Raw genomic sequence first — 13,043 nt, 5'->3', positions numbered from 1 at the left:
AAGGAAAGATTATTCGAGTTTGACATTAAGCCCCAGCCCGCCGAGTTCGTGGAGGAGCACATTCATAGCCTCCGGAATACCCGGCTGCGGCATATTATCGCCCTTGACGATCGCCTCGTACGCCTTAGCCCGTCCGACGACATCGTCCGACTTGATAGTCAGGATTTCCTGCAGGATATTGGCCGCCCCGAACGCCTCGAGCGCCCAGACCTCCATTTCCCCGAAGCGCTGGCCCCCGAACTGCGCCTTACCGCCTAACGGCTGCTGGGTAATCAGCGAGTACGGCCCGATCGAGCGGGCGTGCATCTTGTCATCGACCATATGCCCCAGTTTCAGCATATAGATGACCCCGACGGTCGCCGGCTGGTGGAACATTTCGCCCGTGCCCCCGTCGTAGAGGTAAGTCCGGCCCGAGCGCGGAACTCCCGCCTTTTCGGCATATTCGTTGATCTCGTCCAGCGTCGCCCCGTCGAAAATCGGCGTGGCGAACTTGATCCCCAGCTCGCGCCCTGCCCATCCCAGAACAGTTTCGTAGATCTGCCCCAAGTTCATACGGCTCGGCACACCCAACGGATTGAGCACAATATCCACAATCGTCCCGTCCGCCAAGAACGGCATGTCTTCGTCGCGCACGATTTTCGCCACGATCCCCTTGTTTCCGTGCCGGCCGGCCATCTTGTCGCCCACACGCAGTTTCCGTTTCTTGGCGATATAGACCTTGGCCAGCTGAATAATCCCCGACGGGAGTTCGTCCCCGTTGGTAATATTGTATTTTTCCCGCTTCAGATGCGCATCCAGCTCCTTGTACTTGATAATGAAGTTGTTGATCAGTGCCTTGATCAGCTCGTTCTTCTCCTTGTCGGATGTCCACTTGGTCGGATTGATGTTCAGGTAGTCGAGTTCCTGCAAAGTCTTTTGCGTGAACTTGGTTCCTTTTTCGATCACTTCCATGCCGAAGTAGTCCTGCACCCCGGTCGAGGTCTTCCCATTGACCAGTGTCCACAATTTGGAGACCAGAATATCCCGCAACGCAGCCACCTCCTTGTTGAAGTCGGCTTCGGCGCGTTCGATCTGCGCCTTTTCGCTCTGTTTGCCTTTCTTCCCGCTCTCCTTGCCTGCGCGCGTAAAGAGCTTCTTGTCGATAACCACCCCGTAGAGCGACGGCTGCGCTTTGAGCGAAGCGTCTTTCACATCGCCTGCCTTGTCGCCGAAGATGGCCCGCAGGAGTTTTTCTTCCGGGCTCGGATCGCTCTCGCCTTTCGGCGTGATCTTCCCGATCAGAATATCCCCCGGCTTCACATTGGCACCGACCCGAATCACCCCGTTTTCGTCCAGATCGCGGGTGGCATCCTCGCTCACATTCGGAATGTCGCTCGTGAGTTCTTCGACCCCCCGTTTGGTGTCGCGCACCTCCATAATGTATTCATCGACATGCACGGAGGTGAAAATATCTTCGCGGATCATCCGCTCGGAGATCACGATCGCGTCTTCAAAGTTGTACCCCTGCCACGGCATGAATGCCACCTTGAGGTTCCGCCCCAAAGCGAGTTCCCCGTTCTCCGTCGCATACCCCTGCGTCAGGATCTGTCCGGCGGTCACCCGATCTCCCTGGCGCACCATCGGTTTCAAGGTAATGGAGGTGCTTTGGTTGGTCTTCCGGTATTTCGGCAGTTTGTACACCGTCACTTCCGGATCGAACGAGACGAATTTTTCGTCTTCCGTCCGGTCGTATTTGATATATATTTCCGTAGAGTCCGAGTGTACGACTTCGCCGTCGCGCTCTGCCACGACCTGCGTCCGGCTGTCCCCCACCACTGCCCCCTCGAGGCCGGTGCCGACGATCGGCGCTTCAGACCGCAGCAGCGGCACGGCCTGCCGCATCATGTTCGATCCCATCAATGCCCGGTTCGCGTCGTCATGCTCGAGGAACGGAATCAAGGAGGCCGCAATCGAGGCGATCTGATTCGGCGCCACGTCCATCAACTGTACCTGAGCCGGTGTCACGACAGGGAAGTCTCCATCCAATCTGGCCTTGATCTGTTCGTCGGTCAAGGTTCCGTCTCCCGCCACGGTCGCTTCCGCCTGCGCAATCACGAGGCCTTCCTCTTCTTCCGCGCTATAGAACCGGATGTGCGAGTTGTCGGTGTCCACCTTCCCCTCCGACACACTGCGGTACGGGGTTTCGATAAAGCCCATGTCGCTGATCTTGGCGAACACGCACAAGGACGAGATCAACCCGATGTTCGGCCCTTCCGGGGTTTCGATCGGGCACAGCCGCCCGTAATGCGTATAGTGCACGTCCCGCACTTCAAACCCGGCCCGTTCCCGTGACAACCCGCCCGGCCCCAAGGCCGACAACCGCCGCTTATGGGTCAGTTCCGCCAGCGGATTGGTCTGGTCCATAAACTGCGACAATTGATTGGTTCCGAAGAACGAGTTGATCACAGAGGACAAGGTCTTGGCGTTAATCAAATCCACCGGGGTGAACACTTCGTTGTCCCGCACGTTCATCCGTTCGCGAATGGTTCTCGCCATCCGCGCAAACCCGACGCTGAACTGATTGGCCAGCTGTTCCCCCACAGTCCGCACCCGCCGATTGGACAGGTGGTCGATATCGTCCACATCGGTCTTCGAGTTGATGAGCTGTATGAGGTACTTGATAATGGCGATCATATCTTCGCGCGTCAAAACTTTGACTTCGCTCGGAATGTCCAGCCCCAGTTTCTTGTTGATCCGGAACCGCCCCACATCGCCGAGGTCGTACCGTTTGTCCGAGAAAAACAGCTTGTCGATCACGTCCCTTGCCGTCGCTTCGTCCGGCGGTTCGGAGTTGCGCAGCTGCCGATAGATATAAACCACGGCTTCCTTTTCCGAATTGCACGGGTCTTTCTGCAAGGTGTTGTACACGATGGAGTAATCACTTGCCGATGCCTGTTCCTTATGCAAAAGCAGCGATTTCTCGCCCGATTCGAGGATGTCGTCGATATGTTCTTCCCCCAAGACCGTCTCGCGGTCGATAATGATTTCGTTCCGTTCGATGGACACGACTTCGCCCGTGTCCTCATCGACGAAGTCTTCCGTCCACGATTTCAACACCCGCGCCGCGAGTTTCCGCCCTACTGCCTTTTTGAGGTTGGCTTTATTGACTTTGATCTCATCCGCCAGGTCGAAAATCTCGAGGATCTGCCGGTCGCTCTCGAACCCGATGGCGCGCAGCAAAGTCGTCACCGGCAATTTCTTTTTCCGGTCGATATAAGCGTACATGACATTATTGATGTCCGTCGCAAATTCGATCCAAGAGCCTTTGAAAGGAATGATCCGCGCGCTGTAGAGCTTGGTCCCATTGGAGTGCATGCTCTGCCCGAAGAATACCCCGGGCGACCGGTGCAGCTGCGAAACAATCACCCGTTCCGCCCCGTTAATCACGAATGTCCCTCTTGGGGTCATATACGGCACGGCGCCGAAGTAAACATCCTGGATCACGGGATCGAAGTCTTCGTGTTCCGGGTCGGTACAGTAGAGCTTAAGTTTTGCTTTCAGCGGCACGCTGTAGGTCAGTCCCCGCTCCAAGCATTCGTCGATGGAGTATCTCGGCGGGTCGATATAGTAGTCGATGAATTCGAGTACGAAGTTATTCCGGGTGTCGGTGATCGGGAAGTTCTCCATAAATACTTTATAGAGTCCTTCGTCGAGCCGGTTTTCGGCTGTGGTCTCGAGTTGGAAGAAGTCTTTGAATGATTTGAGCTGCACCTCCAAAAAGTCGGGATAGTCCATCCTAAGATTGGACGAGGCGAAGCTGACGCGTTGCGGTTTCCGCCCTGCGGTCGAAACAGCAGCGGCCGTGTTGGTTGTGTTGGCTGGCATGTTCGTTTTTACGGAATGAGTAAATTATTTCTGAACAGCGCTAAATGGGATTCCGGAACGATTGTTTATACAGGCTGTTTCGGATAGGAGGCCGGAGTGTTTCATGTACGGACTGCCTTTAGCTTTGCGGCCATACACCTCTGCTCTGCTTCCTTTTTCGAGGTACCTGTGTTTTTCTTTGAATACGGTACAGGACTGCCGCTTTTTGTAAAAAGCGGCACCAAAAACTTTTGGGCGATACTGCGTATCGCATGACCGTTCTCAGCCAATGGCTTCGAGCTTGTGACTTGGGGTAGGCTTTTTAGGGGCGCCTTTGTTTTAGGCACATTAAGCGCCCCTAAAAAAGCACTACCCCAAATACGAAAGTCCCCAAGGCTCTTGACTACGGCAGCCCATGGAATGCGATAGCATTCCCGAAAGTTCTTTGGGTCCCTTTCTTTCAAGAAAGGGACGGTTCCGTACGGTTTCTCAAAGAACAAACAAAAGGAATAAAACCAGAAAAAGGTGCAAAGCCCACAGAGTGTGAGCTTTACACCGTTTTTCGTTCTCAGGGCGTTCATTCTCAGCACATTAGCCAAGAACCGATAAGCTAAGCCCTGAAAAGATCGGAAGAAGGCCTTACTTCAGTTCCACTTCAGCACCAGCTTCTTCGAGCTGAGCTTTCAGCGCTTCGGCTTCTTCTTTCGAGACGCCTTCTTTGACCGCTTTCGGAGCGCCGTCTACCAAGTCTTTGGCTTCTTTCAAGCCGAGGCCGGTGAGTTCCTTCACGATTTTAACGACCTGAAGTTTAGCCTGTCCGCCCGATTTGAGGATCACGTCGAACGAGCTCTTTTCAGCCGCACCACCAGCTTCGCCGCCCGCTGCCGGAGCCGCTACAGCCACAGCCGCAGCTGCCGGTTCGATGCCATATTCGTCCTTGAGGATCGTAGCGAGTTCGTTTACTTCTTTTACGGTCAAGTTTACCAGCGATTCCGCCAGTGCTTTGATGTCTGCCATCTCGGTTATTGTTTAAAAAAGTTATTAAAATTGCTTGTTTGTTTCCTTCCGAGGGATTTTACCGCTGCCTTTCGTCCGCCCGGCCGACTTTCTCCGTGTGAAAGGAGGTGGAAGTCTGTCACGGCCTCAAACGGGCTACTCGGAGTCGCGCCCCTCTTCTTCGGGTCACAAACGGGTTTGTTGTTTGAAGTAATCTTTTTCGGGGTGGCGGCATAAAATATACTCACACCGGCCCTCCCCCAAAAAAGCAGAGTTACTGCGCCCGGTTTTCGAGTGCCTTGACCAGCCCGGAGATCTTCCCGCCTGCAGATCCCTGCAAAGCCGAGATCACGTTCTTGGCCGGCGATTGCAGCAGGTTGATAATATCCCCGATGAGTTCTTCGCGAGACTTGATATTGACGAGTGTATCCAGCGAGGTTTCCCCCATGTAGACGCACTCATCGACATAAGCCGCCTTGAGTATCGGTTTATCCCCCCCTTTATCTTTCCGGAAGGCTTTGATCAGTTTGGCCGGTGCATTTCCGGTATTGGAGAACATGATGGAAGTAGACCCTTCCAAGACGCTCACTAATTCCGCATCCGCCTTGCCGGTCTGTTCCAGCGCTTTTCCCAGCAAAGTGTTCTTCACTACGATCAGCCGCACGTCCTTTTCAAAGCATGAGCGCCGCAGCGCTGCGGTCTGTTCCGCGTTCATGCCCGAAATATCGGCTAAGTAGAAATGGGTATAGCTTCCGAGCTGATCGGCTAAACTCTTGATTACTTCGGATTTTTCTTCCTTTCTCATCTCTCAGTGTCTTATGGATTAGTCGATTAGTCTACGGATTTGGCATCGATCTGCAGCCCCGGACTCATCGTGGTCGAGAGATAAATACTCTTGACGTAAGTCCCTTTGGCAGCCGCCGGTTTGAGCTTCAGAATGGTCCGCAAGAATTCTTTTGCATTTTCTTCGATCTGTTTGGCATCGAACGATACTTTCCCGATCGAAGTGTGCACGATCCCGAACTTATCGACCTTGAAGTCGATTTTCCCGGCTTTGACTTCTTCGACGGCCTTTCCGACTTCCATCGTGACAGTCCCGGTTTTCGGGTTCGGCATCAGGCCGCGCGGCCCGAGGATCCGCCCCAGCGCCCCCACCTTGGCCATCACGTTCGGCGTACAGATAATGACATCGACATCCGTCCATCCGCCTTTGATCTTTTCGACATATTCTTCCAGTCCGACAAAGTCCGCCCCCGCAGCCGTCGCCTCCGCTTCCTTATCCGGCGAGCAGAGTACCAAGACCCGCACGACCTTTCCCGTCCCATGCGGCAAGGTCACGACCCCGCGCACCATCTGGTTCGCTTTCCGCGGATCGACCCCGAGCCGGACATCGATATCCACCGACGCATCGAACTTCGTGAAGGTAATTTCTTTCAGCAGTGCGGCCGCCTCTTCGACTTTGTGCACCTTACCCGGTTCCACTTTGGCGAGGACTGCTTTTCTATTTTTGGTCAATTTCATAGCGTATGCTCCTCCTCACCCTTAATTGTTGTTGTTTTTCGGAAATTCGCCGGTCACATTGATCCCCATGCTTCTGGCAGTCCCGGCCACCATCCGCATGGCGGATTCGACGGTGAAGCAGTTCATGTCGGCCATCTTTTCCTTTGCGATGGCTTCGATCTGTTCCCAGGTCACCGACGCCACTTTTTTCCGGTTCGGTTCTGCCGATCCCGACTGAATCTTCGCCGCTTCTTTCAGCTGTACAGCCACCGGCGGCTGTTTGACGATGAAGTCGAACGACTTGTCGCTGTAGACCGTGATCACCACCGGCAAAACCTTTCCAGCCTTGTCCTGCGTCTTGGCGTTGAACTGTTTGCAGAACTCCATGATATTGACCCCCTTGGAACCCAAGGCAGGTCCTACGGGCGGCGAAGGGTTCGCCGCGCCGCCTTTGATTTGCAGTTTGATGAAACCTGCAACTTCTTTGGCCATAATTTGCGTCTAAAAAACGGTTACTACTCTTTTTCCACTTGCATAAAACTCAGTTCCATCGGAGTTTTACGCCCGAATATCTTGACGGAAACCTGCAGTTTTTTCCGTTCGTTGTCGACTTTCTCGATGGTGCCGACGAAGGAAGCAAAAGGTCCGTCGATCACCTTGACAGATTCGCCTTCCACGTACGGAGTTTCGTTTTCTTCCTCCTGCGTGGCCAGCTCGTCCACCCGACCCAGAATCCGACTGACTTCCTGCGGCCTGAGAGGTGTGGCCTGCAAGGTGGATTCTTTGGTGTCGCTCAGAAAACCGAGCACGTTCGGTGCATTCCGCAAGATATGCGGTATTTCGCCCACTAAGGCTGCCTGGACTAATACGTATCCCGGGTACGAGATGCGTTCTTTGGTAATTTTCTTACCGTTCCGCACCTGGTAGACTTTTTCCGTAGGGATCAGCACTTGGGCGATATGGTCTTCGAGGTGCAAAGTGCGGATCTCGGATTCGAGATATTCTTTGACCTTTTTTTCCTTACCGCCGATGGCACGTATGACGTACCATTCCATGACCGGTTTTTCTCCGTTGCTCATTTCCCAGTGCTAAAAATAATACAATCCTACTTCCGAAGAATACTAATACAGGATACTGTATATGCCCTTCATGATGGTCTCAAAGCTGATATCCATGGCCAGAATGATCAGTGCGAGGATCAGGGAAGCGATCATGACCACGATCGCGCTGTTCTGGAGCGAGCTCCAGCTCGGCCAGGTCACTTTGTGGACCAGTTCGTTATATGCTTCTTTTACGTAAGTCGCCTTCATAGTTCAGTTGCAATTCCAAACGGAGAGGCGCCCCTCTCCACCCGATGATTCGACTAATTTGCCTGCGCCGTTTCCGGCTGCTGTTCTTGCGTATCTTCGCTTCGTCTCTTCCACATCCAGATCCCGAGCAAAGCCGCCGCCACCGCCAGCAGAACCAGTTTGCCGCCGATACGATTCCAGAACGACAAGCTCGGCTTTTCCGGCAGCTCCCATCCGTATTCTTCTTTAAAAGCGGCCACGTCTTCCTCGTCGAGTTCATAGATCGTCTTCGCTTTCGAGTCGTAGACCGCGTATTCCGTCTGTCCGTAGTTCCAGATCGGCACGTAGAACAGCGAGAACTGGTCGAATGTCACCCCGAACTCCAGCGGGTTCCCCTCTTCCGAGACCAACGAGTCCGGCAGATCGTACATCCGCTCGAATTCCGGCCCATTTCCATAAAGGATCGTCATCCTGGCCTCAGCCCGGTTGCTCGACAGCCCCATTACGAGCAATGCGCAAAGAACAAAGTAGATTTTTTTCATCCCAGTTGTATTTAAAGTCTCCGGCCCGAAGGCCGGCGAGATGGCAGGGGTGGAGAGATTCGAACTCCCATCAACGGTTTTGGAGACCGCTATTCTGCCCTTGAACTACACCCCTAAATAAGGCGGCGCGAACGTTGCGCGCCGCCTGTGACAGTCTGCGATATTCGCCCCTCCCCTTGTCCGGAAGGACACGGAATGACGAAATATCCGCAAGAAACTACGCGATGATTTCGGTAATCTGCCCTGCACCAACCGTACGGCCGCCTTCGCGAATTGCAAAGCGCAACCCGACGTTGATAGCCACCGGGTAGATCAGTTCCACGGTAATGGTCACGTTGTCCCCCGGCATAACCATTTCGACGCCGTCCGGCAGCTGCACTTCGCCGGTCACGTCCAAGGTACGCAGGTAGAACTGCGGCCGATATTTGTTGTGGAACGGGGTATGACGTCCGCCTTCTTCCTTCTTCAGGATGTAGACTTCTGCCTTGAACTTGGTGTGCGGGGTGATCGAGCCCGGTTTGGCAACAACCATCCCTCGTTTCACTTCTTTCTTGTCGATACCGCGCATCAACAGCCCGACATTGTCCCCCGCTTCCCCTTCATCCAAGAGTTTGCGGAACATTTCGACACCGGTACATACCGATTTCTTAGCTTTTTCCCCGAGGCCGACGATTTCGACTTCATCGCCTACGCGGATCACGCCGGTTTCGACACGACCGGTCAATACTGTTCCACGTCCGGTGATCGAGAATACGTCTTCGACCGGCATCAGGAAGGGTTTTTCGTTGTCGCGCGGCGGAATCGGGATGTAGCTGTCGACAGCATCCATCAGTTCCATGATTTTTTCTTCCCACTGTGCTTCGCCGTTCAAAGCGCCGAGTGCGGAACCGCGGATAATCGGAGCGTTGTCGCCGTCAAATTCGTATTTGCTGAGCAGGTCGCGCACTTCGAGTTCGACGAGGTCGAGCATTTCCGGGTCGTCGACCATATCGCATTTGTTCAGGAAGACCACGATGCGCGGTACGTTCACCTGACGTGCCAAGAGGACGTGTTCGTTGGTCTGGGGCATCGGCCCGTCGGTCGCTGCCACTACCAGGATGGCACCGTCCATCTGCGCCGCACCCGTAACCATGTTCTTGACATAGTCGGCGTGGCCCGGGCAGTCTACATGGGCATAGTGCCGCGTAGCCGTCGAATATTCCACGTGGGAGGTGTTGATCGTGATCCCGCGTTCTTTTTCTTCCGGGGCGTTGTCGATCGAGTCGAACGAGCGCAGTTCGGACAGCCCTTTCTTCGCCAGAACGGTGGTGATCGCTGCGGTCAGCGTAGTTTTACCGTGATCGACGTGACCGATGGTACCGATGTTCACGTGCGGTTTCGACCGGTCGAATTTTTCTTTTGCCATGGGTTGTAAGCGTTTAAATTGTGTTTTTAATCTTTCTTATAATAAAGAGCGGAAGACGAGATTCGAACCCGCGACCCTTAGCTTGGAAGGCTAATGCTCTACCGACTGAGCTACTTCCGCTTATGTGTGTTTATTCTTTGCATATAATTTTCGGTTTGCCCGACCGCGGTCTCCGGCGGCGTAAGCAACGGGCTCTGCCGGGCCGTTCCCCGCCACGTAAGTGGTGGCAATCGCGCGACCCGTCGGGTCGCATAAGGCGGGGAGGATCAACCCTTTAAAGGCGGAAAGAATTCATCCGCTTCCCGGCAGGCCTATTCTTTTTTATAAGGCGGAGAGGATTACGTCGCATCCGCGCCGTTATCCATTGTCTCCCGGCAGGGCCCCTACAAAGATTTCTTTGAAATGACGCAGAACCCCGGTTCTGTCTTTGTTTTGTCGGATCATCTCCGGCCTTGCAAGCAAGCTTGCGGCGGGATTATCCGACAAAACAAAAAGGCCGACGGCCATCTTCATTTCAAAGAAATCTTTGTGGGCGGAGATGGATTCGAACCACCGAAGTCGAAGACAGCAGATTTACAGTCTGCCCCATTTGGCCACTCTGGTATCCGCCCGGAAATCAATCGTTCAAAATAACGCAGGAAGCCCCGCAAAAGGCATTTCGGACGACAAAGATAGGCAATGGTTTTGAATTTGCAAACTTTTTCAGGCTTTATCCTCTTTTTTTCAATCCATTAGCCCTTTTTGCCGTCTCACCCGGGGTCATAAAACCTTGTGAATGATGATTCCTTTGACCAGATAGAGCCGTTGCAGACGTCCCCGGCGGATCCCTACAGGCTCCTCGTCCGAGTCTGCCGGAGGCAGGAGCCACAGCCCGTCCGAAATCTTCCGGTCGAGTTTTACATACCGCATCAACGCAAACTCCGGCGTCACCGCCAGATAGATCTCGCCCGGCAGCACCGCCTCCGCCGGATTCACCTCTTTCAGGGCCACGATCGCCCCCGCCGGCACCTCCGGTGCCATGGCATCTCCCGTCACGGCAGCCGCCAGATCGCAGTCGCCGAAGCCCGGCACGTGGATATACTGCGCCGGCACCTTACCCTGCATCTGGCAAACGAGCCGGATCGCATCCGTATTATAATAAGGTATCCCCCGTCCCGCCATCCCAGCCGGAGAGGCCGGTTCGCCGGCCGCATTTCCCGCGAACATCTCCCCGTCGCCCGTCAACAGCCACGACCGGTTCACCGCCGGATATTTCAACGTGATCAGCTCGGCCAAATCTTTACTGATACCGTTGTTTCCCCGTTTGATCTGGTACAGGTTCTCGCTCCGTTTCAATCCGATGCCGACGGCAAAGGCGTTGGTGGACAATCCCGTCCACTTGATCACCTGTTCCAGTCTTTGCCAATCTGTCATTTTTTTCGTCGAATATTTTGCAAATACAATTTAATCTTGCATATTTGCAATATAATATTGAAATTTGCATGTCGAAAGAGGTCTCGCACACCTCTCTCAAACTTGATTTACAAATATATACACTATCTCCGACTATACAATAATTTATACAAACCACTTATTCCATTCACTTACACTTATCGTTAGTTTATCTATCCTGAACGCCTCCCGGCTCGCACCCGGGAGGCGTCATTTTTTCTTTTCGGTTTTCTTGTACGTGGTCGGGAGGGAACTGTTCTCTTTGTGAACAAAGAGAACCAGAAAAACTTTCTGAGATGCTAACGCATCTCTTGAGTCTGCCGGATACCCTTGTTTTCGATCCTCTTGGGCCGGGAGCAATAGACCGCTCTACTGCATCTCAGTTCGACCTCGCGCCCACCCCCCGAGCGGCTTCGCCGCTGGGCGCTGCGGTCGGCGATCCAAAGGATCGCAATATTAAAGAGCGGTCTATTGCTCCGGCCCAAAGCAAACGCAATGCAAGAAGACTGCGGAGCCTAAGGATTAGGGTAGTTACAGCCCGGAAAGCCCCGATGGGGCCTTTCTTTCAAGAAAGCGACAGTCCCATACGGCACAGTGCAAAACAAACCTACGGTTAAAATGAGATACGTTTGGCAGCGGCGAAGACTTCCCGAATCGTAGGGTAAGTATTTTCCACATACGAACACAAATTATCCGGCGCAATCCAGCGGATATCCGTGATCCCCTCCTCAGTCTGCGGCACCAGCTCCCCGTCCCCGTCGTGCCGCATGGCGAACCACGTCGTCCGCTTGAGCATCCACTTGCCGTACATCTCGTACAAATGATAAGTCCGCGTCAGGAGCTTGCCCAACTTCAGACCGGAAACACCGCACTCCTCCTCCACCTCCCGCACGGCACACTCCGCAATCTCCTCGTTCGGTTCCAATTTCCCTTTAGGCAAGTCCCAACGGCCGTTTCGGAAAATCATCAGCACCTCGTCCCGCGGCGAAGCGACCAGTCCCCCCCCCGCCTCGACCGGAACGAACTGCGCCGCAAATTGAGCAAAAAGCCGGTCAGAGCTCTCCTCGTCAGGCGAAACGAAAGCCACGGATTTGGCAGTCTCGAAAATTCTCTGCAAATTTGTTAAACCGAGCGCGACCTCCGTCTCTGCGCCCAAAGCACTGGCATCCATGACGAGCCACGAAGTTTCGGCCGATGCGGATAAGGCGGTACATTCATGAGGTGTGCCGAAGGCGACTACGTTATCCAAATAATAGACTTTTCTCATAGACGATGGAAACCGGCAAAAAGATTGCACAAACACTGTTGCAAATTAAGGCAATAAAACTCAGCCCTGCAAATCCGTTTACGTGGGCCAGCGGCTGGCGCTCGCCTATCTACTGCGACAACCGCAAGACACTCTCTTATCCGGCGGCCCGCAAAGAGATCTACCGGGCTTTTGCGGCTCTTATCGCGGAAAAATATCCGCAGACGGAGGTGATCGCGGGGGTGGCGACGGGGGCGATCGCCTGCGGGGTGCTGGCGGCGGAAGAGCTGGGGAAACCTTTTATCTATGTGCGCTCGGCGCCGAAGGATCATGGGATGGCCAATCAGGTCGAGGGCTATTTCGAGCCGGGGGCGAAGGTGGTGGTGGTCGAGGACTTGATTTCTACGGGGGGCAGTTCCCTGAAAGCGGTGGAGGCGCTTCGGGCGGCGGGGTGCGAGGTCTTGGGGATGGTGGCGATTTTCACTTACGGCTTCCCGACGGCGGCGGCGAATTTCGAGAAGGCGGGGGTGGAACTGAATACGTTGTCGAATTACAGTACGCTGATCGAACTGGCGGCGGAACAAAATTATATCGCGCCGGAGGATATGGCGACGCTGCGCGAGTGGCGCAAGGCGCCGGATACGTGGGGACGTTAAGTTTTTATAACCGTTCGTTTAATCTTTACCCTACTGTGAGTGACTGTTCTTTCTTTGAAAAGAAAGAACCAAAGAAACTTTCAGATAGCTACGCTACTCCTTAGGCTCCGCAGTCCTCTTGCATTGCACTTTCTT

Annotated in this window: 12 protein-coding genes and 3 tRNA genes; 1 reads left to right on the top strand and 14 read right to left on the bottom strand. The window is 54.1% G+C overall.

Translation table 11 applies throughout. The annotated features are described in order from the left end of the window. Window positions 1–9: 9 nt before the first annotated feature. The 14 genes from rpoB to Q0Z93_RS01650 all read right to left on the bottom strand — a co-directional run bounded on the left by rpoB (window position 10) and on the right by Q0Z93_RS01650 (window position 12,123). Complete coding sequence (gene rpoB, locus Q0Z93_RS01715; protein WP_298061955.1) at window positions 10–3,864, bottom strand: DNA-directed RNA polymerase subunit beta; 3,855 nt, start codon at window positions 3,862–3,864, stop codon at window positions 10–12. A gap of 618 nt (window positions 3,865–4,482) precedes the next feature. Then, on the bottom strand, window positions 4,483–4,860 hold the full coding sequence (gene rplL, locus Q0Z93_RS01710; protein WP_298061953.1) for a 50S ribosomal protein L7/L12: 378 nt from the start codon (window positions 4,858–4,860) through the stop codon (window positions 4,483–4,485). 253 nt (window positions 4,861–5,113) lie between these two features. Continuing rightward, window positions 5,114–5,644, bottom strand: a complete 531-nt coding sequence (gene rplJ / locus Q0Z93_RS01705) for a 50S ribosomal protein L10 (protein WP_298061951.1) — start codon at window positions 5,642–5,644, stop codon at window positions 5,114–5,116. A 26-nt stretch (window positions 5,645–5,670) separates the two neighbouring features. Next, the gene (gene rplA / locus Q0Z93_RS01700; RefSeq protein ID WP_298061949.1) at window positions 5,671–6,360 is read right to left on the bottom strand and encodes a 50S ribosomal protein L1; all 690 of its coding nucleotides are present in this window, start codon (window positions 6,358–6,360) and stop codon (window positions 5,671–5,673) included. Window positions 6,361–6,381: 21 nt separating this feature from the next. After that, window positions 6,382–6,831 (bottom strand): 50S ribosomal protein L11, encoded by a 450-nt coding sequence (gene rplK / locus Q0Z93_RS01695; protein ID WP_298061947.1) that lies wholly within the window; start codon window positions 6,829–6,831, stop codon window positions 6,382–6,384. A gap of 23 nt (window positions 6,832–6,854) precedes the next feature. Continuing rightward, window positions 6,855–7,418, bottom strand: a complete 564-nt coding sequence (gene nusG / locus Q0Z93_RS01690) for a transcription termination/antitermination protein NusG (RefSeq protein ID WP_298061945.1) — start codon at window positions 7,416–7,418, stop codon at window positions 6,855–6,857. 42 nt (window positions 7,419–7,460) lie between these two features. After that, entirely contained in the window at window positions 7,461–7,649 is a 189-nt protein-coding gene (gene secE / locus Q0Z93_RS01685; RefSeq protein ID WP_298061943.1) for a preprotein translocase subunit SecE, read from the bottom strand. Between the two features lie 53 nt (window positions 7,650–7,702). Then, window positions 7,703–8,170, bottom strand: a complete 468-nt coding sequence (locus Q0Z93_RS01680) for a hypothetical protein (RefSeq protein ID WP_298061941.1) — start codon at window positions 8,168–8,170, stop codon at window positions 7,703–7,705. Between the two features lie 41 nt (window positions 8,171–8,211). Continuing rightward, a tRNA-Trp gene (locus Q0Z93_RS01675) sits at window positions 8,212–8,285 on the bottom strand. 102 nt (window positions 8,286–8,387) lie between these two features. Continuing rightward, window positions 8,388–9,575 (bottom strand): elongation factor Tu, encoded by a 1,188-nt coding sequence (gene tuf / locus Q0Z93_RS01670; RefSeq protein ID WP_298061939.1) that lies wholly within the window; start codon window positions 9,573–9,575, stop codon window positions 8,388–8,390. Between the two features lie 47 nt (window positions 9,576–9,622). Next, window positions 9,623–9,695: transfer RNA gene (locus Q0Z93_RS01665), tRNA-Gly, on the bottom strand. Between the two features lie 409 nt (window positions 9,696–10,104). Further along, window positions 10,105–10,186 (bottom strand) — tRNA-Tyr (locus tag Q0Z93_RS01660). Between the two features lie 148 nt (window positions 10,187–10,334). After that, a complete protein-coding gene (locus Q0Z93_RS01655; RefSeq protein ID WP_298061937.1) occupies window positions 10,335–10,988 on the bottom strand; it encodes a S24 family peptidase in 654 nt (217 codons plus the stop codon). Window positions 10,989–11,619: 631 nt separating this feature from the next. Next, window positions 11,620–12,123, bottom strand: a complete 504-nt coding sequence (locus Q0Z93_RS01650; protein WP_298061933.1) for an NUDIX hydrolase — start codon at window positions 12,121–12,123, stop codon at window positions 11,620–11,622. Window positions 12,124–12,278: 155 nt separating this feature from the next. Here Q0Z93_RS01650 and pyrE point away from each other — a divergent pair, with 155 nt between their 5' ends. Beyond that, window positions 12,279–12,908: an orotate phosphoribosyltransferase gene (pyrE, locus tag Q0Z93_RS01645; RefSeq protein ID WP_298061931.1), complete on the top strand. Its 630-nt coding sequence runs from the start codon at window positions 12,279–12,281 to the stop codon at window positions 12,906–12,908. Window positions 12,909–13,043: the final 135 nt, after the last annotated feature.

The organism is uncultured Rikenella sp. (assembly GCF_947628055.1).
GTDB lineage: Bacteria > Bacteroidota > Bacteroidia > Bacteroidales > Rikenellaceae > Rikenella.
The sequence above is the reverse complement of the archived record's forward strand: the minus strand, read 5'-3'. Positions and strand labels throughout refer to the sequence as shown.

Coding starts and splice junctions, on each gene's coding strand:
- rpoB (WP_298061955.1), bottom strand. CDS start 3,864: ATGCCAGCCAACACAACCAACACGGCCGCTGCTGTTTCGACCGCAGGG.
- rplL (WP_298061953.1), bottom strand. CDS start 4,860: ATGGCAGACATCAAAGCACTGGCGGAATCGCTGGTAAACTTGACCGTA.
- rplJ (WP_298061951.1), bottom strand. CDS start 5,644: ATGAGAAAGGAAGAAAAATCCGAAGTAATCAAGAGTTTAGCCGATCAG.
- rplA (WP_298061949.1), bottom strand. CDS start 6,360: ATGAAATTGACCAAAAATAGAAAAGCAGTCCTCGCCAAAGTGGAACCG.
- rplK (WP_298061947.1), bottom strand. CDS start 6,831: ATGGCCAAAGAAGTTGCAGGTTTCATCAAACTGCAAATCAAAGGCGGC.
- nusG (WP_298061945.1), bottom strand. CDS start 7,418: ATGAGCAACGGAGAAAAACCGGTCATGGAATGGTACGTCATACGTGCC.
- secE (WP_298061943.1), bottom strand. CDS start 7,649: ATGAAGGCGACTTACGTAAAAGAAGCATATAACGAACTGGTCCACAAA.
- Q0Z93_RS01680 (WP_298061941.1), bottom strand. CDS start 8,170: ATGAAAAAAATCTACTTTGTTCTTTGCGCATTGCTCGTAATGGGGCTG.
- tuf (WP_298061939.1), bottom strand. CDS start 9,575: ATGGCAAAAGAAAAATTCGACCGGTCGAAACCGCACGTGAACATCGGT.
- Q0Z93_RS01655 (WP_298061937.1), bottom strand. CDS start 10,988: ATGACAGATTGGCAAAGACTGGAACAGGTGATCAAGTGGACGGGATTG.
- pyrE (WP_298061931.1), top strand. CDS start 12,279: ATGGAAACCGGCAAAAAGATTGCACAAACACTGTTGCAAATTAAGGCA.